The following is a 23350-nucleotide window of genomic DNA, read 5'->3' on the forward strand; positions in this document are numbered from 1 at the left end:
GAACAACCGTCGGTCACCGTGGGAAGGCATAAGGAAAACCGATGCTCGATCTGCGCCGCCTGACGGTGATCTGCGAGTTCGCCCGCCGGGGCAGCATCGCGGCGACCGCCGAGGCCCTCGGCTACAGCCCGTCCGCCGTCTCCCAGCAGCTCGCGGTCCTGGAGCGTGAGGCCGGGGCCGCCCTGCTCGACCGGACGGCCCGCAGCGCCGCGCTGACGGACGCCGGCCACCGCCTCGTCGAGCACGCCGAGCGCATCCTGGCCATGGTGGAGGCCGCCGAGTCCGACCTGTCCGCCCAGGCGGGGACACCCTCGGGCCACGTCGCCGTCACCGCCTTCCCCACCGCCGCGGTCGCCTTCGCGCCCGCCCTGGCCCGGACGCTGCGCCGGCACACCGGGCTGACCCTGCGGATGCGGCAGGCGCCCGCCGGGAGCGGGATCGGCCAGGTGCGGTCGGGCGAGGCGGACATCGCCCTGGTGGACGACTGGCACGGCGGGGCGCGCGAGGAACCGGCCCCGCTGCGGGTGTTCCCGCTGCTGCGCGACCCCCTGGTGCTCGCGGTGCCGCGCCGGCACCGGCTGGCCGCCCCGGAGGAGCCCGTCGACCTGCGGGAGCTGCGCGACGAGCCGTGGATGGCGACGCCCGAAGGGGAGCCGTCCCGCCTGGCCGTGGACCGCCTGCTGGCCGGCGTCGGCGGCGCCCGGCCGGTGCCGTGGGAGTTCGAGGGACTGGGCACCGTCCTCGGCCTGGTCGCCAAGGGCATCGGCATCGCGGCCGTACCGGCACTGACCCTGGCCGCCGGGGTGCGCGGCGTCGCCGTACGCGAGCTTCCCGGGCCCCCGATCGTCCGCGAGATCCACGCCGTGGCGCGGGCCGGGAGCGTCCACCGCCCCGCCGTCGCGGTCACGCTGCGCGCCCTGCACGTCGCCGCGCGCCTGCTGGCCGCCGACCTCGCCCAGGTCCCCGTTCCGGCCCTCACCCCGATCATCTCCCCGATCCCCGCCCCGGCCGAGCCCGCCGGGGGGTGACCGGAGCCGGGAACGCCCCGGGGCCGGCACCGCGGTGCCGGGGCGGCGGCGGGGCGGGTGAGCCGGTAACGTCGGGGCCGTGCCTCCCTCCTACGCGCTCGAACGCCTGCTGTCGGCCGGCGGCTCGAAGACGGTGGCCGGGATCGACGAGGTCGGGCGGGGCGCCTGGGCCGGGCCCGTCGCGGTCTGCGCCGTCGTCACCGACCTGTCGGAGCCGCCCGCGGGGCTGACCGACTCCAAGATGCTCACCCCCGCCCGCCGCGCCACGATGGCCGCCGAGATCACCGGCTGGGCGACCGGGATCGGGTACGGCGAGGCGTCGTGCGAGGAGATCGACGAGCTGGGCATGACCGAGGCCCTGCGCCGGGCCGCCCGCCGGGCGCTGGCCGCGCTGCCGGTCCGGCCGGACGCGGTCATCCTCGACGGCAAACACGACTACCTCGGCGCGCCGTGGCCGGTGCGGTGCGAGGTCAAGGCCGACCTGTCGTGCGTCTCGGTGGCCGCGGCGTCGGTGATCGCGAAGGTCCGCCGCGACGCCCACATGGCCTCGCTCGGTTTCGAGGAGTACGGCTTCGCCGACAACGCGGGCTACCCGTCGCCGGTCCACCAGCGGGCGCTGGCCGAGCGCGGGCCGACGGAGCACCATCGCCTGTCATGGTCCTATCTCGACGACCTGCCCCGCTGGCGCCACCTGAAGCGGCACCGCAATCCCCTGACCGGCGAGGGCCAGCTCGGACTCTTCGGCTGAAAGCTCATTTCCTCTCTTGAGGCCCGGGCTCGAATCGTTGGGCGATGCCGGAATCGAGCGGCCATGAAGTCCCGGGGTAATGGTGGTCTGGTCTTTCCCGGTCGGGTTCGCTGATCCACAGTGGGCGGCATGCGGATGGGCGTCTTTCTGATCGCGGCGGGTTTTCCCGGGCGGGACGCGGGAGAGGTGCTGCGGGACACGGTGGAGGCGATCGCCGTCGCCGAGGAGGCCGGTTTCGACGACGCGTGGATCGCCGAGCACCATTTCATGTCGTACGGCGTGTGCCCGTCGGCGGCCACCCTGGCCGGGGTGGCGCTGGGCCGTACGTCCCGGATCGGGGTGGGGACGGCGGTGAGCGTGCTGTCCACCCGGCATCCGGTGGACCTGGCCGAGCAGGCGGCGATCCTCGACCGCGTCTCGGGCGGGCGGTTCACGCTCGGGGTGGGGCGGGGCGGTCCGTGGGTGGACCTTGAGGTGTTCGGCACGGGGCTGGAGCGGTTCGAGCGGGGGTTCGGCGAGTCGCTGGACCTGCTGTGCGCGGCCCTGGACGCGGGGACGGTCTCGGCGGAGGGGGAGTTCTTCCGGTTCCGGCCGGTGCCGGTGGTCCCGCCCGCGCGGCTGCGGCCGGTGGTGGCGTGCACTTCCGCGCCGACCGTCGCGCTCGCCGCGGAGCGGGGGCTGCCGATGCTGCTGGGGATGCACATCGGTGACGCCGAACGGGCCGCGATGATCCGGTCCTACCGTACGGCGAGCGAGGGGGCGGGCGGGGAGCGGCGCGGGGGCCGGGACGGCGGCCTCAGGAACGGGGACGGCGACCCGGGCGGCGAGGGGCGGGGCGTCGGTCCGGGGGGCGGGGGCCGGGACGGCGGCGCGGGCGGGGACGTGGATCCCGGGCACGTGGGGGCGGCCGTCGGGTACGTGGCCGACACCACCGAGCGGGCCGTACGGGAGCTCAGGGAGGCCATGCCCCGGTGGCTGGCTCCCGGGCTCGCCGGTCACGTGCCCGTGGACGGCCGGCCGGGCCCGCGGCGCGACATCGGGGCGTACGTGGACTTCCTGTGCGACACGCACCCGGTCGGCTCGCCGGGGCGCTGCGCCGAGAGGATCGCGCGCACCGCCGGGGCCACCGGGCTGCGGCACCTGATCCTCATGGTCGAGGGTGCGGGCGACCACGCCCGCACCCTCGACAACATCCGGCGGCTCGGGGAGCAGGTGCTCCCCCTGGTCCGGGACCTCTGACCGGTGGCCCCGGAGGCTCCGCCGTACCGGGCGGCGGCCTCCGGGGCGCGGGCCGGAGGTCCCGGCGGTCCGGACGGTGAGGCGGCTAGCAGTCGACGAGTTCGGGTGACTGGTTGAGGATCTGGGACCTGGCGGTGACGAACTCGGAGAGGGCGCCGGTGGCCGCCGGGTCGAAGACCGCGACCCGGTGGCAGTTCTGGAAGGCGAGCCTCATGCCGAAGTGGCGCTCCAGGGCGCCGCGCATGGAGTCGCTGGCCAGGCAGCGCAGGAGCTGACCGCGGGCCTGCTCGTCCGGCGGTGGGACGGTGTTGTCGGCGAACTCGGCGCCGGTGCGTTCACGCCTCTCGACCAGCTCGGTGATCACCGCCCAGGCGTACGGCAGGGAGTCGCGGACGCAGGCGACGAACGCCTCGTCGTCGACCTCGCCGGCCCTGGCCTGGTCGAGAAGATCCTTCGAAACGGTCAGCGACATGCTGCGTTCTCCTCTCGCAGATCGCAAAGGGGACGTTTTCCGACCCTAGGTCGGCCTGTCGGCCGCTCCACCTAGCGCGGGAGCGACACTCGTGTGGGTCCGAAGATGAAGCCGGGGTCGATCTGGGCGGCCAGGTCCTCGCCGGTCGCCCGGTTCGCCCAGGCCCGGGCGTTGCGCAGGTGGAACTCCACCGCCTGCTGCCCGAACTTCCACCAGTCCTTCTCCTGGGCGTCCAGGCGCGCGAGAAGCGTGCCGAGCGCCTTCATGCCGGCCGGTTCCAGGTCGCCGAGCGTGAACGGCCGGCCCTGCTCCATGGCCCGGACCGCCGCCGAGTGCTCCAGGCACACCAGCAGGTCGTCGCCCACGTGCTCACGCAGGAACGCGACGTCGGACGGGCCGTGCACCTTGTTGCCGACCACCGCGACCGGCACGTCGAAGTCGGCGGCGTAGTCGCGGTACTGGCGGTAGACGCCCACCCCCTGCCGGGTGGGCTCGGCCACCAGGAACGTCATGTCGAAGCGGGTGAACAGCCCGGAGGCGAACGAGTCGGCCCCGGCGGTCATGTCGACCACGACGTACTCGCCGGCGCCGTCGACGAGGTGGTTGAGGTACAGCTCCACCGCGCCGACCTTGGAGTGGTAGCAGGCCACCCCCAGGTCGGTCTCCTCGAACGGGCCGGTGACCATCAGACGCGGCCCGTCGGGCGTGATGGCCGAGAAGCGGGTGTGCACGGGGTCGTCGAACTCCCCCAGGCGCAGCAGCCGCGACCCGCGGCCGGGCGGGGTGGTCTTGACCATCGCCGCGGCGGAGGAGATGAGCGGGTTGTCGCCGCGGAGGTGCTCCTTGATCTCGGTCAGGTGCGTGCCCATCGGGCGCGGCAGCGCGCTCTCGGGCATCCCGAGCGCCATGCCGAGGTGCTGGTTGATGTCGGCGTCGATCGCCACGACGGGCCCGCCCCTGGCGGCGACGTATCTCGCGAACAGTGCGGACAGGGTCGTCTTGCCGCTGCCGCCCTTACCGACGAATGCCACCCTCACGTCAACGATCCAATCATGATTATGAAAACCGTTTCACTCCGCTGGAGCATCATGCCACGAAGGGTGGGTGAGCGGGGGCAGAACCGCTGTGAGAGGCTCTGCCAGATGACGGTCGCATGGGTGGTGCTGGTGCTGTCGGGGCTGATGGAGACCGCGTGGGCGGTGGCCCTGGACCGGTCCCAGGGGTTCTCCCGGCCGGTGCCCAGCCTGATCTTCGTGGTGACGCTGGTGCTGAGCATGATCGGGCTGGGGTACGCGCTGAAGTCGATCCCGGTCGGTACGGCCTATGCCGTGTGGGTCGGGATCGGTGCGGTCGGCACGACCGTCGTCGGCATGGCGTGGCTCGGCGAGCCCACGTCGGTGGCCAGGATCGCCTGCCTGGTGCTGGTCGTCGCCGGGGTCGTCGGCCTGAAGGTCTTCCACTGAGCCGCGCGGCTCAGGGCACCGGTTCCCCGTGGCCGCCGGGGATGGCGTTCCGGGTGATGTGGGCGATGGTGATCTCGGAGAGCAGGGTCTCCTCGTGCTCGCGAAGCACACTCCAGACGTGCGCGATCGGCCGGGCGACGCCGGGGTAGTCGTCGTTCCTGAAGTGCTCGGGCCTGCCCTCGATCACCATGATCACGTCGGCCAGGGTGATCTTCTCGGGGGGCCGGGCCAGCCAGTAGCCGCCGTCCGGGCCGCGCTGGCTGTGGATCAGGCCGGCGCGGCGCAGCTGTAGCAGGATGTTGTCCAGGAACCTCCGCGGGATGTTCTGCGCCGCGGCGACCTTCTCCGCGGGCACGGGCCCCGGGCCGGTGGCGGCCAGCTCGGCGACGGCCCGCAGGGCGTACTGGGTCCTGGCGGAGACGCGCATGCCGTCAGGCGCTCGTCCGGGCGAGGCCCCAGCGGCGGCGCAGCGAGGTGTCGGCCGCCTCGAACAGCAGGTCCACCGCGATGCCGATGACCAGGATCACGATCATCGTGGAGAGCAGGCCGGCCGAGTCGGCGAGCTCGCGGTCGAAGAACAGCCGCTCGCCCAGCGACGACTGGTGAGCGATGATCACCACCAGCTCCCCGGCCATCAGCGACCGCCAGGCGAAGGCCCAGCCCTGCTTCAGCCCGGCCAGGAACGACGGCAGCGACGCCGGCAGGATCACGTGGCGGTAGAGCTGCAGGCGGCGGAAGCCGAGCACGTGCCCGGCGCGCAGCAGGATGGGCGGCGTGTAGTCCACCCCGGTGATCAGGCCGTTGGCGATGGACGGCGCCGCGCCGAGGATGACCACGAACGTGATCGCGCTCTCGGTCAGCCCGAACAGCAGGATGGCCAGCGGGAACCAGGCGATCGACGGCATGGTCTGCAGGCCGGTGATCAGCGAGCCGAAGGCGGCCCGCAGCACCCGGACCCGGGAGACCAGGGCGCCGACGACCAGGCCCGCCACCACCGAGACGGCGAAGCCCGTCACCGCGCGGCGCATGGTCACGCCGATCGCCTCCCAGTACTCGCCGGTGGTCAGCCGGTCGAGGAGGACCGGGGCGACGTCGGCGGGCCCGGCGAAGACGTACTCCGGCCAGAAACCGGCCCACACCACGCACTGCCACACCGCCAGCACGATGGCCACGGCCAGGGCCATCGGCCACAGGCGGCCCCAGACGCGGGCGGCCGGGCCGCCGGACGACTCGCCGCCCAGCTCCAGCGCGTCGAGTCCGGCGAGCTGCCGGGCGTGGGCGTCGGCGGGCGCGCGGTCCGCGCCGCCGGTGACCGCGGCACCGGAGGTGGTACCGGTGACCTCGCCGTCCGCGGTGACCGCGGTGTCCCCGGGAGGCGCGGCGCCGTCGGCGCCGATCGCGGTGTGACCGGTGTCGTCGACGCCGGTGGTGACTTCGGTGTCAGCGGCCATGGCGCATGACCTCCTCCCGGAGCCGGCCCGTCACGGCGCCGGCGATCTCCGCCACCTCGGCGGAGTCGGTACGGCGGGGCCGTTCGAGCGTGATGGGGAAATCCTCGACGACCCGCCCCGGACGGCTGCTGAGCAGCACGACGCGGTCGCCGAGCCGTACGGCCTCACGGACGTTGTGGGTGACGAACAGGACGCTGAGCCGGCGTTCCCGCCAGATCCGCTCCAGCTCGTCGTGGAGCAGGTCGCGGGTCATCGCGTCCAGCGCGCCGAACGGCTCGTCCATCAGCAGGACGTCGGCGTCCTGGGCGAGCGCGCGGGCCAGGGAGACCCGCTGGCGCATGCCCCCGGACAGCTCGTGCGGGCGCTTGCCGCCGAAACCGCCCAGGTGGACGGTCTCCAGGAGCGCCGCCGCCCGCTCACGCCGTTCCCGGGAGGCCACGCCCTGGACCCGCAGCGCCATCTCGACGTTGGCCGAGACGGTGAGCCAGGGGAACAGGGCCGGCTCCTGGAACATCATCGCGATCTTCCGGCCGCCGGTGCCGATCCGGCCGGCCGTGGGGGTGTCCAGCCCGGCGACCAGGGAGAGCAGCGTGCTCTTGCCGCAGCCGGAGGCGCCGAGCAGGCAGACGAACTCGCCCGGGGCGACGGAGAGCGTGACGTCGTCCAGGGCGTGCAGCCCCTTCCTGCCCTGACCGTAGACCTTGGAGACACCGTCCAGTCGGACGGCGGGCCCGGCGTCTCCGACGGCCCCGGTGCCCTCGGCGTCCCCCGGACGGGCGGTCCCGGGGGCCGAGGCGCCCGGGGCGCCCTCGGTGCCCTGGCCGTGCCGGCTGTTCCGGGCGCGTTCCCTGAGCGGAGTCCTCACGTCCTCCTCCTTCCGATCGGCGGTCGCGGTGGGTTCGACGGGCTCACAGCTCACCTGTCGGCGATCTCCGGGCGGCCCTTGGCCTTGTGGATCCGGTTGAGGACCGACAGGTCGTAGATGCCGTTCAGGTCGACCGGCTGGAGCAGGCCGATCTTGATCGCGTGGTCGGCGCTGGCGGTCAGCGAGGAGGCGATGGGGTCGTCGGTGAAGGTGATGTTGGCGAAGGCGCGGTCCAGGACCTCCTGCTTGAGCGGCTTGCCGGTCAGCTCGGCGAGGGCCGCGTTCACGGTCTTCGCGGCGTCGGCCGGGTCGGCCTCGATCGCCGCGTTGGCCTCGACGTGCCCTTCGAGGAGCTGCCGGACCGTCTCCGGGTGCTCGGCGGCGAAGTCCTGGCGGACGATGAGGTGGGTGATCACGAACTGCTTGTCCGGCCACAGGTCCCGCTCGTCGACGAGGACCCTGCCCTTGCTCTCCAGGACCAGCCGGCTGGCGAACGGCTCCGGCACCCACGCGCCGTCGATGTCGCCGGTGGCGAAGGTCTGCAGGGTCTGGGAGTTCTCCTGGGGGACGATGCCGACGTCGCCGCCGCCCTTGGTGTCGGTCTTCAGGCCCTTCTGCTGCAGCCAGTAGCGCAGGGCGACGTCCTGGGTGTTGCCGAGCTGGGGTGTGGCGATCTTCTTGCCCCGCAGGTCCTCGACGCTCTTGATCTCGGGCTTGACGACCAGCGAGACGCCGCCCGAGGCCGCCCCGGCGATGATCTTTATGGCCTTGCCCTTGGACTTGGCCCAGGCGTTGATGGCGGGGTTGGGGCCGATGTAGGTGGCGTCGACCGCGCCCGAGAAGATCGCCTCGATCGCGGCCGGGCCGGCGTTGAAGGTGCTGGTCGTGAGCTTGGTCGAGCCGAGATGCTTGGTGAAGAGGCCCTTCTCCACGCCGACCAGCGCCGTGGCGTGGGTGATGTTGGGGAAGAAGCCGAGCCGCACCTCGGCGAGCTTGTCCCCGCCACCGGAGGCGGTCGCGGTGCCCGCCGTCTCCGATCCCCCGCAGGCGGCCGACAAGGTCGTGAACGCCAGTGCGGCCAGCGCCGCCACCACCCCGCGAGCCCTGCGAGCCTTCATGGCCACTCCTAATTCCTACTAAACAAGTCGGCTATGCGTATATAAAGGCCGACTCTACCCACCTGTCAAGTAGGAAAATGGCACGCCCCGGTCACGCCGCTCTCCGGCGGGCGCCGGGCGCCGGGCGCGAGGGGTCGCGCGACGCCCGCCGTCCCGGACGGCCTCGCGGGTCAGCCGCAGACGGAGTCGAGGACCGTCGCGGTGTTCGGGCGGAACCGCTGGGAGTCGTCGCGGTGCGCGACGACGGGGGGAACCGGCCTGGCCAGGGTCGCCGCGATCTTGTGCTTGATCAGGTCGTAGTCGGGGTACGCGGTGTTGATCAGCGGCGGGACGAACTGCAGGGTCCGGATCTTCGACTGCTTCACCTTCTCCGCCAGCTCGACCAGGTTCGGCAGCAGCCCCTGCGGGATGTCGGTGGAGACGGCGTGCATCGTGGCGTCGGCCAGCTTCTCGAAGCTCCGCAGGACCGTCACCGGATCGGCCTGCTTGGCGACGGCGTTCATCAGGCACTTCTGCCGGCCCATCCGGACGTAGTCGTCACTGTAGGTGCGGGCCCTGCCGTACCAGAGGGCCTGCTCGCCGGTCAGCCTGCGGGTGCCGGCGGGGATCAGGCCCTCGTTCTGCCGGCCGTACACGATGGGGTCCCTGACGGTGACCCGCACGCCGCCCATCGCGTCGATGATGTCGGCGAAGCCGAACATGTCGACCATCGCGTAGTAGTGGACCGGCAGGCCGGTGATGCCGCTGACGGTCCTCTTCAGCAGCGTGGGGCCGCGGTGCCCCCGGGGAACGCCCGGGACGACGTCGGGGTGGTCCTCGGCGTACTGCCAGACCTCGTTGAGCAGGCCGGGGGTGTAGGGCGGCTCGCCGCCGAAGCCGTAGGGGAAGTGCTGGCGCGCCGGGCCGGGCGGCATCGGGACCTTCTCCAGGTTTCTCGGCAGGCCGAACAGCACGGTGTCGCCGGTATGGGTGTCGATGCTGGCCACGGTCATGCTGTCGGTGCGCACGCCGATCCGGTTGGCCGCGGCGTCGCCGCCGATCAGCAGGATGTTGATCCGGTCGCGGCCCTGCCAGGGGTCCACCGGGATGGGCGCGCTGTTGGCGGTGAAGATCGAGGTCACGACGTGCTGGGAGACGTAGGCGAGCCGGGCCGCGTACGCCATGGGGGCGACCACCAGGGCGCACAGCACGCCCACGGCGAGGGCCGACAGCAGCCGGGCCGGGCCGGACAGCGACTCCGGTCTGACGAGTTGGTAAGAGCGCACGGTCACGGTCACGGTCGCGGCGGCGAACAGCAGCGCGGCCAGCCCGAAGACCCACAGCCAGGCCGGCTGGACGATCAGGGCGAGCAGCTCGGCCCGGGAGGTGAGAAGGAGGATCGCTACCCCCCCGACGAGGGTGACGAAGGTCCCCATCAGGGCGATGCCGGCCGCGCGCCGGCCGGCCCACAGGTGGGCCAGACCCCACAGAACGGCCGACCCCAAGGTGATCGCCAGGCTCGGCCCAATGTTCAAACGACCCCGTTGACCTGCCATCTCTCTAACATCTCCCGTCCGTTGGCCCCAGGCGTCACAGGTTAGTAACGGTTTTCGGATGAATGCGCTATGAGGCGGTGCGACGCGCGGGGAAGTCCGAGTCAAGGTTCGTTGGGAGGTCCCTGCCGTTTCCGGTGATTGCCCTCATCCAAATCGCGGCCAAAAGAGAGACATATGCGGTTTTGCGCGGCGAATTCGGGGATTTCCCGCTAAGGGGCGGTGAGGGGGGCCGGTGCGGGGAGCGATCAGCGCTTTTTCGATCATGTTCGGTTGCGCGCTCACCCCGTTCGCGCTCGCCGGTTTCTGGGTGGCGGACGAGATATCCGGCTCCGGCCGCTACGTGGCGGACGTCGCGCCGACGGCGGCCGACCCCGCGGTCCGCGACGACGTCGCCGACCGCGTCACCGCCGCGATCTCCCGGTCGCTGCCCGGCATGGACCGTCCGGCCACCGCGGACCTCGTCCGCCGGTCCGTGAACGCGGTCGTCACCGGCGGCGACTTCCCCGCCGTGTGGGCCGAGCTGAACCGGGCGGCGCACCGGCGGTTGGTCTCCGTGCTGCGGGACGGACCCGGCCGGGCGGCTTCCGGATGGATCGTTCCCTGGCGGGCGGCTTCCGGTCCGGGCGGGAACACCGGCGACACCGGGAACGCCTGGGATGCCGGGGACAGCGTGGACCTCGACCTGACCCCGGTGTACGGCATGGCCCGGCGGGAGCTGGCCGCGGCCGGGCAGGCGGACGCCTCCCGCCTGCCCGACCTGCACCCGCGGATCGAGCTGCTCCCTGTGCGGGCGCTGCTCGGCGCGCGGACGGCCTGCGACTGGCTGGTCCGGCTGAAGTGGGCACTGCCGCTGCTGCCCCTGCTGCCGCTGGCGGCGGGGGTGGTCCTCGCGGGCGACCGCGAGGAGGCGCTCAGCGGCGCCGGGTTCGGGCTGGCCGCGAGCATGGTCGCGCTGGCCGCCGGGCTGGCCGCCGTCCGCTCGCTCTGCCTGCCCGTCCCGGCGGACGGCGGTCCCCCGTCCTCCGCCGTCTACTCGATCTTCGACGCGCTCGCCCTGTTCCCGAGGATCGGCCTGCGCGTCGTCTTCGCGGCGGGCCTGATCACGGCCGGGGTGGTCGCCATCGTCCGCGAGCACCGGTCCTCGCGCGAGCCGCCCCCGGCGCCGGACCCGGACCCGGACCCGGACCGTTCCGAGGCCTCCACCCTGGTCCGGGGTGGCATGAGATGTTCTTCACAGGGTAGCCGGTGGCGCCATGAGCGACGTTGAGACGGGGACGGTGACCACCAAGGTCCCCGCGCGGCTGGACCGGTTGCCATGGTCACGATGGCACTGGATGATCATCATCGGCCTCGGGACCGTCTGGATCCTCGACGGGCTCGAGGTGACCATCATCGGGAACCTCTCGGCGCAGCTCGCCAAGGAGGGCAGCGGCCTGGCGATCACCCAGGCCCAGGTCGCCGGTACGGCGGCGGCCCTCTACGTGGCCGGCGCCTGCGTGGGAGCACTCTTCTTCGGCTGGCTCACCGACAGGTTCGGCCGTAAGAAGCTGTTCATCATCACGATGGTGGTCTACCTGGTCGCCACCGCGGCGACCGCCTTCTCGTTCTCCGCGTGGTGGTTCTTCCTCTTCCGCTTCCTGACCGGGTTCGGCATCGGCGGCGAGTACGCGGCGATCAACTCCGCCATCGACGAGCTGATCCCCAGCCGCCACCGCGGCCGCATCGACGTCGTCATCAACGGCAGCTACTGGCTCGGCGCCGCCGGCGGCGCGCTGCTGACCGTCCCCCTGCTCAACGACCTCCCGGTCAACATCGGCTGGCGTGTCGCCTTCGGCCTGGGCGTGGTCCTCGGCCTCGGCATCCTCCTCGTCCGGCGGCACGTGCCGGAGAGCCCCCGCTGGCTGTTCATCCACGGCCGGGGCCGGGAGGCGGAGGAACTGGTCGACGGCATCGAGGAGCGCGTCGAGACCGAGAAGGGCGAGCGCCTCTCCGAACCCTCCTCCTCCATGACCATCCACCAGCGCCGGTCGATCGGATTCGGCCAGATCGCGCACACGATGGTCGCCCGCTATCCCAAGCGCACCGTCCTCGGCTTCTCGCTGTTCATCGGGCAGGCGTTCCTCTACAACGCCATCACCTTCGGGTACGCCCAGATCCTGTCGACGTTCTTCAAGATCGACACCAACACCGGCTACTTCTTCGCGGTCATCGCGGTCGGCAACTTCCTCGGCCCGCTGCTGCTGGGTCACCTGTTCGACACCGTCGGCCGGGTGCCCATGATCTCCGGCACCTACATCGGGTCCGGGGTGCTGCTGCTCGGCACGGCGTGGCTGTTCAACCAGGGCGTGCTGACCGCCGTCACGCTGACCGCCTGCTGGTGCGTCGTGCTCTTCTTCGCCTCGGCCGGGGCGAGCGCGGCCTACCTGACGGTCAGCGAGATCTTCCCGATGGAGACCCGGGCCATGGCCATCGCCTTCTTCTACGCGATCGGCACCCTCGTCGGCGGTGTCGCCGGGCCGCTGATCTTCTCGCACCTGGTCGAGAGCGGCAAGCCGGGTGACACGGCCCTGGCCTTCGCCATCGGCGCGGTCCTGATGATCGCGGCCGGGCTGGTGGAGGTGTTCCTCGGGGTCAAGGCCGAAGGCAAGAGCCTTGAGGACATCGCGGAGCCACTGACCAGCGCGTCGGCCAAGAACAGCACCGCGGCGGCCTGAACCGGCCTTCCGGGCCCGCCGTACGGCGGGCCCTTCGCCTAGCCTCGCCGGGCCCTGCCCGGCTTTCCCGGCCGGTGCGCGTCCCCCGTGCCGCCGGGCGGCATCTCCACGTCACCGGAAAGCGGCAGCCGCAGGACGAACCGGGCGCCCTCCCCCCGCAGCCGGTCCGTCGCGTACAGCCTGCCCCCGTGCGCCGTCGCGATCTCCCTGGCGATGGACAGGCCGAGCCCCGTCCCGCCGGCCTCCCGGCTGCGCGCGGTGTCCAGGCGGGTGAACCGCTGGAAGATCCGTTCCCGGTCGGCCTCCGGGACGCCCTGGCCGTCGTCGACGACCTCCAGCACGGCGTCGTCCCCGTTCTGGCAGACGTTGACCTCGATCATGCCCGCCGCGTGCCGTTCGGCATTGGCCAGCAGGTTGGTCAGGACCCTGCTGAGCTGGAGCCGGTCTCCCCGGACGACCACGCCCGGGTGCAGCCGCATGAGCACCTCGTGCCGGGACGGCCGCTGCTCCATCTCGCCGGTGACCAGCTCCGCCAGGTCGACGCGCCGGGGTTCGGGCCGCGCCCCGGCGTCGAGGCGGGCGAGCGTGAGCAGGTCGTCGATGACGGCCTGGAGCCGCTCGGTGTCCTTCAGCGCCGACCGCATCGTCAGCGCCGAATCCTCGTCCTCCGGGTCGGCCAGTGCCAGCTCCAGCTTGGTGCGCAGGCCGGTCAGCGGGGTGCGCAGCTCATGGGAGGCGTCGGAGGCGAAGCGGCGCTCCATCTCCCTGGCGTGCTCCAGCCGGTCGAGGGTCCTGTTGATCGACTCGATGAGCGTGTTCAGCTCGCTGCCGGAGGCGGGCACGGCTATCCGGTGGCTGAGGCCGGAAGCGGCGATCTCCGCCATCTCGGCGCGCATCCGCCGCACCGGTTCGAGGGCCCTGCCGACCAGCCACCAGGTGCCCCAGCCCACCAGCCCGAGGAGTACGAGGCAGAAGGCGGTCAGCACGCCCTCCAGGGTGTGGCCGACCAGCAGGGGCGGTCTCTGCTCGGCCGCGTAGACCATGACGTCGCCGTGCGGGGAGAAGCTGCCCTGCAGGCCGACGACGACGAAGCACGTCCGCCCGGCCCCGGGAACCGTCACGCAGGGCTCGTCCACCACGCGGGTGTCGTCCGGGCCGGGCCACACGCGGCTGATCGGCGGCATCCCCCGCATCATGGGGCTGGCCGCGACGACCCGGCCGGCGCGGTCGACGGCCTGGAGCCGGCCGACGGTGTTCGTGGGGATGATCCCGTCGGGCAAGCCCCGGCGGACCTCCCTGACCGCCACCCGGGCCGCCTGGGAAGCGTTGTCCGTCACGGTGCCCAGCGCCTTGTACCGCAGGCCCGCCGACATCGCGAGCACGCCGATCCCGAGCACCAGCGCGAAGATCAGAACGGTGATGAGCGTCGCCCGCCCCTGTAAGGAACGCGGACCTCGCCAAACGGCCACGGACCTCCTCCGGTCTCCTTCCGGTCGGACACTCACCGAACACTAGGAGCCGGGCATCCATCGGGGAGGTAAAGAGGGAATGCCTTTCGTGGCTTTTTACGCAAAAAGGACAATATCCCGTAATTCACCCCGGAAAGCGACGCCGAGCCTTGGATACGCCTTGCAGAGGTGGTATCCGACCGTGTGGGGGCTGAGGAAGAGCCGGGCGGCGATGTCCCGGTTGGACAGGCCACCGGCCGCCGGCCGTACGATCTGCAGCTCCTGGGGGGTGAGGCGGGCCGGCACGCCGGGGGCGGGAGCCTCGGGCGCGGCGGATCCGGTCGCGCCCAGCTCCCGTGCAACATGGGTGGAACCCTAGTTATTCGCCCGAATTGAGGGATCAGGCGCCCGCGCAGGAGTCATGGGTGGCGTCGAACCCCTTCAGGCTGTCGGTGTCGTTCGTCCTGAGGGGCTTGAGACCCTTCCAGTCGTCGCCGATGGTCAGGATGAGCCTCGACGTGGTCGCCCGGGGCACCGCCCGGCCGGTGGAGGCGAGCAGGTCGCGGCTGAGCGTGGGGACGCCGGGCTCACCGTTCGGCGAGTACGTGATCGTGGTCTTCGGGTACGGCTTACGCGGCGCGTCACCGATCTTGTAGATGTGGTAGCCCCGCTCCTCAAGCTGGACGGCCACCTGCGACCCCAGGCCGGAGCGGTTCGTCCCGTTGCGCACCTCGACCTGGATCTTCGAGCGGGAGACCTTGGTCTGCCCGCCCTTGATCCCGGACCCGGCGAACGTCCGGTCCCGCGCGACCATCTGGAACAGCGTCCGGCTCTGCGGCTGCACCCACTCCACCCGGCCCGGGTGAGTGGCCGAGTATCTCCAGGGCGTGGTGACGAAGTGGATCTGCCCGGCGGCCATGCCCTTGGCACTCGTCGCCAGGTCCTTCATGACGCCCGTGGTGAGGCCGGAGTCGGTGGTGACCGACTTGGTGGCCGCGTCCAGGAAGCCGAAGAGCCTGGTGGGATCGGTGAGCGTGTCGCCGCTCATCACCTTCTTGATCATGGAGGCGACGAACATCTGCTGCCGCTGGATGCGCCCGATGTCGGAGCCGTCGCCGAGGCTGTAGCGGACGCGGACGTAGCCGAGCGCCTGCTCGCCCATGAGGACCTGCCGTCCGGCGGGAAGGTTGAGCAGGGCCTTCACGTCGCGGATCGGCTCCGGGAGGCAGACCTCGACGCCGCCGACCGCGTCCACCATGCTCTTGAAACCGGTGAAGTCGACCTTCACGAAGTGGTCGATGCGGATCCCGGTGAGCGACTCGACGGTCTTCCAGGTGCAGCCGATCCCGCCGAAGTTGAACGACTCGTTGATCATGCCGATGTGCGCCCGCTGGCCCTGCAGGCCCCCCGTGGCCTTGCAGTCGGGGAGCTGCACCATGGAGTCGCGGGGGAAGCTGATGACCATGGCGTTGTCCCGCTTCGGCGAGATGTGCGCCAGCATGATCGTGTCGGTCCGCTCGCCGACCTCCCGGCCGTACTTGGCGTTCTTGCCGTTGCGCTGGTCGGAGCCGACCACCAGGACGTTCATCGCCTTGGTCGCGATCTTTGCGGGTCGCGCGCCCAGCTCCTCGGCTCCGACCTCGACCCGCTTGACGTTCCCGTTCAGCTTGACGTAGGCGGCGGCCGCCGTCCCGGCCACCGCCACCACGACGGCGGTGCCGCCGGCCACCGTCCACCGGAGCCACCGGCGGCGGCGCCGCCCGGCCCGCGCCGGGGGCTGCGCGGGCGCGGTCTGCGCGGAAGGTTCCGCGGGCGCGTCCATCGACCCGTTGCTCACGTGACTCCCAAGGGGACTGGCCGGGGCGCACGCCCTCGGCTGGGGCCGGATTCCGGCAGAGGGAGTGTACAGATCCCAGGTAAAAGTCAAGTAAGGATTGCGCATATACCCTTTTGACCTTTGGCTAGGCGTTCGTGAAGAACGAGGTGTTCTGGCCGGTCGCGGACCCGGGCGGAACGGGGGTGCCGAGGTGCGCCCGCCGGGGCGGTGGGGCCGGAGTGGGCGGCCTTGTTATGATCCGCCGATGATTATCCGAGTCGGCGGTCTTGCCGACGTCCCGGCGGTACTGGCGATGTTCGACGGCGCGGTGGCGTGGCTGACCGCACGGGGCCGTACCGGGCAGTGGGGCAGCGAGCCCTTCTCCACCAACCCCGTCCGTGTCGAGAAGGCCACCGCCTGGGCCGCCTCGGGCGGGATGCGCATCGCCGAGATCGACGGCCGGCCCGCCGGCTGCCTCGTCGTCGGGCCCGCGATGGAGTACGTCTCCCCGGCGGCCGAGCCCGAGCTGTACGTGCAGGTCCTGATCAACGACCGGCGGTTCCACGGCCGGGGCGTCGGCGCCGCGCTGCTGGAGCGGGCCGTGACCGAGGCGGCGGAGCTGGGCGTCTCGCTGGTCCGGGTCGACTGCTACGCCGGGGACGACGGCCGGCTGGTGCGCTACTACGAGAGCCAGGGCTTCACCAGGACCGAGACGTTCACGGTGGGCGAGTGGCCCGGTCAGATACTGGAGCGGAGGCTTCCCGTCGCGACGGGCTGACCGGGGCGGCCGCCGGGCACGGCAGGGTGCGTTCGCGGGGCGGCGCCGGGCACGGCAGGGCAGGGCCGGGTGCGTTCACGGGGCCGGATAGGGGCGTTCGCGGGACGGTACGGGGCGCGGCCGGGTGCCTCGCGGGCGCCATGCTTCGGTGGCGGGGCGGTCATATACAGGAAATATCGACAAGAGAGGATTGGGGCTGGGTTTACCGTCTTATGGGGGTTTCGTGAACACTGCTCTCGATCATTCCTATCGGGGCGAACATCCCGTCCGTACCCTCGCCTACCTCTTCAAGGAAGACCGGTTCAAGCTCGTCGTCGCGGTCTTCGCCTTCCTCTTCAAGCACAGCCCCACCTGGCTGCTGCCGCTGATCACCGCGAACGTCATCAACATCGTGATCGGCCACCGCCCCATCGTCGAACTGTGGGGCAACACGGCCGTCCTGCTCGCCCTGCTGCTCCTCAACCACCCCTTCCACCTCCTCTACGTCCGCTGCATGCACGGCGCGATCCGGCGGGTGGGCGTGAACCTGCGCTCCGCGCTCTGCCGCCGCATGCAGCAGCTCTCGATCGGCTACCACTCCCGGGTCAGCGCCGCCGTACTCCAGACCAAGGTCATCCGGGACGTCGAGAGCATCGAGCAGACCAGCCAGCAGGCGAGCGACATGGGCCTTTCGGCCCTCACCACGCTGGTCGGCGGCCTCGTGGTGATCGCCTTCCGGGTGCCCGCCGCGATCCCGGTCCTGCTGGTGGTCGTGCCGACCGCGGCCTTCCTGGTGATGCGGCTCCGCACCCGCCTGCGGGAGGACAACGAGAGCTTCCGCCGCGAGGTCGAGACGCTCTCCAGCCGGATCAGCGAGATGACCACCCTCATCCCCATCACCCGGGCGCACGGCCTGGAGCGCGACGCGCTGCACCGCGTGGACGGCACGCTGACCAAGGTGCTGCGCAAGGGACTCAAGCTCGACCTGCTCAACGGCAGCTTCGGCGCCCTCGCCTGGATCCTGCTCAACGCGCTGGGCGTCGCCTTCCTGACGGGCTCCGCGCTCATCGCCTACTACCAGGTCATCCCGATCACCGCCGGCGACGTGGTCATGCTGACCACCTTCTTCACCACCCTCACCTCCGCCGTCACCTCCCTGCTCAGCCTGACCCCGGTGATCAGCAAGGGGCTGGCGTCGGTCCGGTCGATCGGCGAGGTGCTCCAGGCCCCCGACCTGGAGCACAACGAGGGCAAGGTGAAGATCGACTCGGTGCGCGGCGAGGTGGAGTTCCGCGACGTCGGGTTCTCCTACGGCGAGCCCGGCGAACCCCCCGCGGTCACCGGCCTCACCCTCAGGGCGGTGCCCGGCGAGACGATCGCCCTTGTCGGACCGTCGGGCGCGGGCAAGTCGACCGTGCTCAACCTCGTCATCGGCTTCCTCCGGCCGACCTCCGGCCGGATCCTGCTCGACGGCCGCGACATGGAGACGGTGGACATGCGGACCTACCGCCGTTTCATGTCGGTCGTGCCGCAGGAGTCGATCCTGTTCGAGGGCAGCATCAGGGAGAACGTCACCTACGGCCTGGCCGACGTCTCCGAGGAGCGGCTGACGCGGGCCCTGCGGGACGCCAACGCGCTGGAGTTCGTCGAACGGCTGCCCGCCGGGCTCGACACGGTCGTCGGGGAACGCGGGGCCCGGCTGTCCGGCGGCCAGCGGCAGCGCCTGGCCATCGCCCGAGCCCTGATCCGCGACCCGCGCGTGCTGATCCTCGACGAGGCGACCTCCGCCCTGGACTCCCGGTCGGAGGCGCTCATCCAGCAGGCGCTGGCCCGGCTGGTCGCCGGCCGTACGGTCTTCGTCGTCGCGCACCGGCTGTCCACGATCCGGAACGCGGACCGCATCGCGGTCATGCGGGACGGCGGAATCGTGGAGGTGGGAACCCACGAGGAGCTGATGCGGCTGCGCGGCGTCTACGCGGGACTCCAGCAGGCCCAGCTCGCCTGACGCGGCGAAGCCGGGAAGAACGAAGCCGGGAACGGCGGAGCCTGTAACGGCGGGGCCGGAAAGCGGGAACGGCGGGGCCGGAAAGAAGGAAGGGCGCGGAACGGTCGTCGTCCCGCGCCCTATACCGGTCAGGTCGCCCGGCGGGGGATCAGCCCGTGCCGGCGGCGTTCAGCGGATAGACCCGCAGCCAGTCGACCTCCATCCACGCCTCTCCCTCGGTGCCTCCGCCGGGGAACCAGTCGAGCTGCAGGCACGGCTGCATCACACCGGTCGTATGCCTGGCCGAGCGGAACCACTCCTTGCCGTCGATGTAGCCGACCGTGCCCTGCGGGCTGACCTCGACCGCGTAGGTGTGCCAGGTGGTCACTTCCACGTCGGAGTAGGACTGCTCCTCGCCCTGCGGGGTCTGCAGGTAGAAGTTGGGGCGCCACTTGCCCGGGTGGTCGTACACCCCCAGGAAGTCGATCTCCTCGCCCGTGGTGCTCAGCACGTCGCCCCCGCCGTCCCGCGGCCACAGCAGGGCGAGGGGGCGGTAGGCGGTCGCCCCGCCCTCGTACATCCGGACCCGGGTCTCCCAGCGTCCGTACGTCTGCTCGTGGCGGGCGCCGATCCCGGCCGTGGTGCCGTCGGCGCGGCCGTAGAGGTAGAGCGAGCCGTTGCCGACGTAGAGCTGGTCGGGGGAGCGACGGCCCTTGCCGGCGTGGCCGGCCGAGTCGTAGATCACCCAGTCGGCCGGGTCGAGGACGCCGTCGAACTCCGCGCACCACGACGGCGTGCCCCAGCCGAGGGTCCCGGCCGCGCTCGCCTGGCCGGTGGGGGCCGGGCCGCAGACGGCCTTTGCGGCGCCGGACGCCGCCGCGCCGGGGGCGGCGGCGATCACGCCCGCCGCCAGCGCGGTCACCAGGCCGAGTACGGCCGTCCGCGCCGGTAATCGATGGTTCATGGCTGCTCCTTGGAACTGGCACAGAGCGCCGAGGGACTGAAGCCCCAGCAACCGGCCTTGACCGGTGTCACGGGCCGCGGGACGGACCCGCTCGGCGCGAGGGGAACGGAGTATGCGGGTGGCGCGAAGGCCCACCGGGGCGCCCAGGACGTCGCCTGAGGGTCGGTGGCCGGAAGCGGCGCGGCGGAGCCGATCGTACGGCCATGCCAGGGCGCGAGACTCCAACATGCCGAATCCCGCCACGACGCGCAGTCTCCGGAACCCGCGATCCCCGAGGTGAAGAAGGAGCGCGCCAGCGGGGGCAGCGGCAGAACCGGCCTGGTCGCGGGGACTCCGAGGATGGACGCGGGTGAGTCGGCGCCGGACTCGGCGGCCGGCTGACCGGTGGAGAACGCCGGGGTGGTGGGGGTCACAGCGGGGGTGGGGAAGGGCACCGCGGTCGGATCGGCCGTGGGCCACGCCGTACGCGCGGGCGGGACCGGGTCGGGAACGGCGGGCACGTCACCGGTGACGTCGGTTTCACCCGCGTCATCGGCGGTCGGGACGGGAGAGGGCCTCGCCGGGTCCTTCGGGGCCTTCCTGGACGCCTTTCCGGACCGGTCCGGGGCGCCGTCCCCGGGCGTGGCCTTCTTCGACGACTCCTTGGCGCCCTTCCCGGACGGTTCCTTCGCCGACTCTCCGGCGTCCTTCTTCCCAGAAGCCTTCTTTCCGGACTCCTTCTCGGAGGACTCCTTCGTTCCCTTACCGGCTTTTTCCCCTTTTTCCTGTGAGGTGTCCCTGGAGGTTCCCTTGCCCTTCTCTCCGGACTTGCCCTTCTCCTTCTCCGTGTCCTTCTTCCCCGAGTCGTCCTGCCCGGTGGAACTCTCGCCGCTCTGGGACGGCTTGGGCTCCGCCGGTTTCTGGGACTGCTCGGGCGTCTGCGGGGCCGGGGACTCACCTCCCGAGGACGGAGGCTGCGCCGTGGTCTCGGGCGTGGCGCTGGGAGCCGGGGCGGGGGAGTCCTTCTTGCCCCCGTCACCGGGGTCGGGCGCGTCCTTGCCCTTGTCGTCGGAGTCGGGCTTGCTCCTGGTGTCCGGCTGCGGCGCGGTGCTCCGGACCGCGGCACGAGCTCGGCCGGTTTCCGGAAGCGTCGAGAGGTGCGGCTCGGGATCGGAACTCCTGGACGCGTTCCGCTTCGGCGCGGACTTCTCCGTGGCGTCCCGCGTGGTGCTCCGTTCGGTCCGCTCGGTCTCCCGCCCGGCGTCGCGGTCGGCGTCACGGCTGGAAGGGCGGCCGGAGCCGTCCGTCGTCCTCCGGCCGGTGCCGGGGGAGCCCTCCGCCTTCCTCGGCGCGGATTCGGACCGGGTGGCCGGCCCGGACCGGGGCGCGGAGCGGGACTCGGGCGCCGGATCGGACCGCGGCGTCCGATCGGAGCCGGACCGGTGTGCCGTACCGGACTCGCGGGCCGGGCCGGACTCGCCGCTCCCGCGGGAGCGCGAGGACGTGCCGGTCTCCGCGCCGGAGGAGCCGCCCCCTCCACTCCGAGGCGCCCTTTCCGTTGTGGGTTCGTCGCGGGAGGAGCCGCCCCCTCCACTCCGGGGCGCTCTTTCGGTGGTGGGTTCGTCGCGGGAGGAGCCGCCCCCTCCACTCCGGGGCGATCCTTCTATGGTGGACGACTCGTCGCGGGAGGAGCCGTCCGGTGGCGCGGGCGCGCGTTCCCGGCCGCCGGGAGGGGGTTCACCCGGGGCGATGGCGGAACCGCCGGCCGGGTCGGATGACGACGCGCCGGTCCAGCCCTGGTCGGCCTTGGCGTACCAGGGCTGGGCGACGACCGCGCCGACCGCCGCGGAGACCCCTGCCAGGAGGAGGCCGGAGACCAGGGTGACGCGGCGGGGTGAGCTGCGTGGGGACATGTGCGGTCTTCCTCGTTCCGTGGGCGTTCTACGCGTTCCAGGCGTTCTACGGGGTGGAATCGGGATCGGGAGAGGGGTCGGGAGCGGACAGGGACTTCCAGCCCGCGGCGGTGAACTCCGGGGTTCCGGGCAGGGCGACGGCGGGCAGGGCGCCGGGGGACGGGTCCGGGATGTTGACCCAGTCGCCCTTCCCCCCGGCCCGCATGTCGGGGTGCCAGGTCATGATCAGGTTCATGGCGTACGGACTGGAGTAGATCGGGTCGGTGTCCTGGGTGCCCTTGGTGGCGGTCACCTGCACCAGCACGGACACCTGGATCTGGTCCTGGGCGCGGACCCGCCACTGGACCCCGATCGTCCGCGTCCGCATGGCGGCGCCGTCCGGGAGAGCGCCGGTCTTCGGCAGGCCGAGCGTCTCTCGCCAGCTCGCGACGGTGTCGCGGGCGCCGGCGCGGGCCGCCTCCTGCTGGTCGGGCGGGACGTACAGGACCGCGGCCTGCTCGGCCTGGGCGGCGTCCAGCGTCCAGGCCGCCTCCAGGGTCGCCGCCGCCGCCGAGACCGCGCCCAGCTCGGTGTGGGGGAACCCGACGGGGTAGCCGGCCTGACCCTCGTACCCGGAGGGGGTCGCGAGCACGACGGAGTCGGTGGCGGCGTTCGTCACCCGCACCGTCGGGGGCTCGGCCCCGGGCCGCAGCACGTGCCACGCCCAGACCGCGGCGAGGATCGCCCCGACGATCGAGACGACCACGATGATCATCCGTCGGGGGGAGCGGGACGGTGATCCCAGATCCCAGTCGAGATCGGCGTCCTCGGGAACGGGCGGCACTAGCGGCTCCGGTCGGGACGCTGGCCGAACGCCTGGCCGGCCGCCGCCGCCAGGCGCAGGTACGCCCCCCGGGTCGTGGGCCGCAGCCGGGCGAGATCGACCTCCGCGCCCTCCTTGAGGTGCGGGTCGTAGGGGATGCGGACCACCGCGCGGCAGCGGGAGGCGAAGTGCCGCTCCAGCAGCGACAGGTCGACGTCGGTCTTCGGCTCCACGGCGTTCAGCACGACGATGGCGTTCTTGACCAGGTCGGCGTGCCCGTGGGCGGTGAGCCAGTCGAGCGTGGCGGCGGCCGAGCTGGCCCCGTCCACCGCGACCAGGGTGACCAGCACGATCTGGTCGGCCAGCTCCAGCGTCGCGTCCATGGCGCCGTGCAGCAGGCCGGTACCGCAGTCGGTGATGCAGATCGAGTAGTAGCGCTCGATGATCCCGGCCACCGTACGGTAGTCGTCGGCGTTGAACGCCTCGCTCACCGCGGGGTCGGTGTCGGACGCGAGGACCTCCAGGCGGGCCGACGACTGGGAGGTGAAGGCGCGCGCGTCGGCGTAGCGGAGGATGTGCGGGGCCTCGGCCAGCATGGTGCGGATGGTCGCGGCCGTCTCCGACTTGACCTTCAGGCCGAGGGTTCCGCGGTCGGGGTTGGCGTCGATGGCGATGACCCGGTCACCGCGCAACGAGGCGAGCGTGTTGCCGAGCGCCACGGTCGTCGTGGTCTTGCCCACCCCGCCCTTGAGGCTCATGACCGCTATCCGGTGGTGCCCGCTCGCGACGGGCGTCTGGGCCTGGGCCATCAGCGTGCGGCGCTCCAGTTCGGCGGAGGATTCGGCCGGGGTGATCCGGCCACCGGAAAGCCTCCAGACGAGCCGCCGCCATCCGCCCGTGGGCTCGGGGCGGCGGTTGGTGAGCAGGTGTTCCGCGGTGAGCGGGATCACGTCGTGGAACTGCTCGGCCGGGCCGTGCGGCGAACGCTGCGTCCTCGGGGGCGTCTCCGTCATAGCCGGGGTCCTTTCGCGTAGAACTTGCATGAGGCTGGGGG

General features: G+C 72.0%; 21 protein-coding genes. 8 read left to right on the top strand and 13 right to left on the bottom strand.

Features of this window, described 5'->3' with window-relative positions; all coding sequences use genetic code 11:
• The first annotated feature begins 41 nt into the window (after positions 1-41).
• The 3 genes from HDA43_RS16720 (at position 42) to HDA43_RS16730 (ending at position 3015) form a co-directional block, all read left to right on the top strand.
• Positions 42-1028: a LysR family transcriptional regulator gene (locus HDA43_RS16720; protein WP_179821788.1), complete on the top strand. Its 987-nt coding sequence runs from the start codon at positions 42-44 to the stop codon at positions 1026-1028.
• 79 nt (positions 1029-1107) lie between these two features.
• Positions 1108-1776: a ribonuclease HII gene (rnhB, locus tag HDA43_RS16725; RefSeq protein ID WP_179821791.1), complete on the top strand. Its 669-nt coding sequence runs from the start codon at positions 1108-1110 to the stop codon at positions 1774-1776.
• Between the two features lie 129 nt (positions 1777-1905).
• Entirely contained in the window at positions 1906-3015 is a 1110-nt protein-coding gene (locus HDA43_RS16730) for an LLM class flavin-dependent oxidoreductase (RefSeq protein ID WP_179821793.1), read from the top strand.
• 85 nt (positions 3016-3100) lie between these two features.
• On the opposite strand, the gene HDA43_RS16735 is transcribed toward HDA43_RS16730, so the two are convergent.
• Both HDA43_RS16735 and HDA43_RS16740 read right to left on the bottom strand, forming a co-directional pair.
• Positions 3101-3487: an SCO5389 family protein gene (locus HDA43_RS16735; RefSeq protein ID WP_179821795.1), complete on the bottom strand. Its 387-nt coding sequence runs from the start codon at positions 3485-3487 to the stop codon at positions 3101-3103.
• 71 nt (positions 3488-3558) lie between these two features.
• Positions 3559-4524, bottom strand: coding sequence for an ATP-binding protein (locus HDA43_RS16740; RefSeq protein ID WP_179821797.1), 966 nt, complete (start codon positions 4522-4524; stop codon positions 3559-3561).
• 105 nt (positions 4525-4629) lie between these two features.
• On the opposite strand from HDA43_RS16740, the gene HDA43_RS16745 reads away from it, so the two are divergent.
• Positions 4630-4950 (top strand): DMT family transporter, encoded by a 321-nt coding sequence (locus HDA43_RS16745; RefSeq protein WP_179821799.1) that lies wholly within the window; start codon positions 4630-4632, stop codon positions 4948-4950.
• Positions 4951-4960: 10 nt separating this feature from the next.
• Here HDA43_RS16745 and HDA43_RS16750 read toward each other — a convergent pair whose 3' ends face one another.
• The 5 genes from HDA43_RS16750 to HDA43_RS16770 form a co-directional block, all read right to left on the bottom strand.
• Positions 4961-5377 (bottom strand): RrF2 family transcriptional regulator, encoded by a 417-nt coding sequence (locus HDA43_RS16750; protein ID WP_179821801.1) that lies wholly within the window; start codon positions 5375-5377, stop codon positions 4961-4963.
• Positions 5378-5381: 4 nt separating this feature from the next.
• Entirely contained in the window at positions 5382-6401 is a 1020-nt protein-coding gene (locus tag HDA43_RS16755; protein ID WP_179821803.1) for an ABC transporter permease, read from the bottom strand.
• Positions 6391-7119 (bottom strand): ABC transporter ATP-binding protein, encoded by a 729-nt coding sequence (locus HDA43_RS16760; protein WP_179823336.1) that lies wholly within the window; start codon positions 7117-7119, stop codon positions 6391-6393. Before HDA43_RS16760 ends, HDA43_RS16755 begins: the two co-directional genes overlap by 11 nt.
• A gap of 197 nt (positions 7120-7316) precedes the next feature.
• Entirely contained in the window at positions 7317-8384 is a 1068-nt protein-coding gene (locus HDA43_RS16765; RefSeq protein WP_179821805.1) for an ABC transporter substrate-binding protein, read from the bottom strand.
• A gap of 170 nt (positions 8385-8554) precedes the next feature.
• A complete protein-coding gene (locus HDA43_RS16770) occupies positions 8555-9898 on the bottom strand; it encodes an LCP family protein (RefSeq protein ID WP_246424007.1) in 1344 nt (447 codons plus the stop codon).
• Between the two features lie 283 nt (positions 9899-10181).
• Between HDA43_RS16770 and HDA43_RS16775 the strand changes: the two genes are divergently transcribed.
• Positions 10182-11186, top strand: coding sequence for a hypothetical protein (locus HDA43_RS16775; protein WP_179821810.1), 1005 nt, complete (start codon positions 10182-10184; stop codon positions 11184-11186).
• Positions 11173-12633 (top strand): MFS transporter, encoded by a 1461-nt coding sequence (locus tag HDA43_RS16780; protein WP_179821812.1) that lies wholly within the window; start codon positions 11173-11175, stop codon positions 12631-12633. Before HDA43_RS16775 ends, HDA43_RS16780 begins: the two co-directional genes overlap by 14 nt.
• 38 nt (positions 12634-12671) lie before the next feature.
• Here the strand turns inward: HDA43_RS16780 and HDA43_RS35080 are convergent, their stop codons facing one another.
• The 3 genes from HDA43_RS35080 to HDA43_RS16795 form a co-directional block, all read right to left on the bottom strand.
• Positions 12672-14102 (bottom strand): sensor histidine kinase, encoded by a 1431-nt coding sequence (locus tag HDA43_RS35080; protein ID WP_179821814.1) that lies wholly within the window; start codon positions 14100-14102, stop codon positions 12672-12674.
• Positions 14103-14198: 96 nt separating this feature from the next.
• Positions 14199-14387, bottom strand: a complete 189-nt coding sequence (locus tag HDA43_RS36720; RefSeq protein ID WP_218911753.1) for a helix-turn-helix domain-containing protein — start codon at positions 14385-14387, stop codon at positions 14199-14201.
• A 94-nt stretch (positions 14388-14481) separates the two neighbouring features.
• The gene (locus HDA43_RS16795) at positions 14482-15918 is read right to left on the bottom strand and encodes an LCP family protein (protein ID WP_312873322.1); all 1437 of its coding nucleotides are present in this window, start codon (positions 15916-15918) and stop codon (positions 14482-14484) included.
• Between the two features lie 244 nt (positions 15919-16162).
• On the opposite strand from HDA43_RS16795, the gene HDA43_RS16800 reads away from it, so the two are divergent.
• Together HDA43_RS16800 and HDA43_RS16805 are read left to right on the top strand one after the other, a co-directional pair.
• Positions 16163-16675 (top strand): GNAT family N-acetyltransferase, encoded by a 513-nt coding sequence (locus HDA43_RS16800; protein WP_179821816.1) that lies wholly within the window; start codon positions 16163-16165, stop codon positions 16673-16675.
• A 223-nt stretch (positions 16676-16898) separates the two neighbouring features.
• Positions 16899-18659, top strand: a complete 1761-nt coding sequence (locus HDA43_RS16805; protein ID WP_179821817.1) for an ABC transporter ATP-binding protein — start codon at positions 16899-16901, stop codon at positions 18657-18659.
• Between the two features lie 148 nt (positions 18660-18807).
• Here HDA43_RS16805 and HDA43_RS16810 read toward each other — a convergent pair whose 3' ends face one another.
• From HDA43_RS16810 to HDA43_RS16820, 3 genes are all read right to left on the bottom strand, one after another.
• Positions 18808-19602, bottom strand: a complete 795-nt coding sequence (locus HDA43_RS16810) for a glycoside hydrolase family 16 protein (RefSeq protein WP_179821820.1) — start codon at positions 19600-19602, stop codon at positions 18808-18810.
• Between the two features lie 1938 nt (positions 19603-21540).
• Positions 21541-22248, bottom strand: a complete 708-nt coding sequence (locus HDA43_RS16815; protein WP_179821822.1) for a hypothetical protein — start codon at positions 22246-22248, stop codon at positions 21541-21543.
• Between the two features lie 68 nt (positions 22249-22316).
• Positions 22317-23309: a MinD/ParA family ATP-binding protein gene (locus tag HDA43_RS16820; protein ID WP_179821824.1), complete on the bottom strand. Its 993-nt coding sequence runs from the start codon at positions 23307-23309 to the stop codon at positions 22317-22319.
• Positions 23310-23350: the final 41 nt, after the last annotated feature.

The organism is Streptosporangium sandarakinum (genome assembly GCF_013409935.1).
GTDB lineage: Bacteria > Actinomycetota > Actinomycetes > Streptosporangiales > Streptosporangiaceae > Streptosporangium > Streptosporangium nondiastaticum.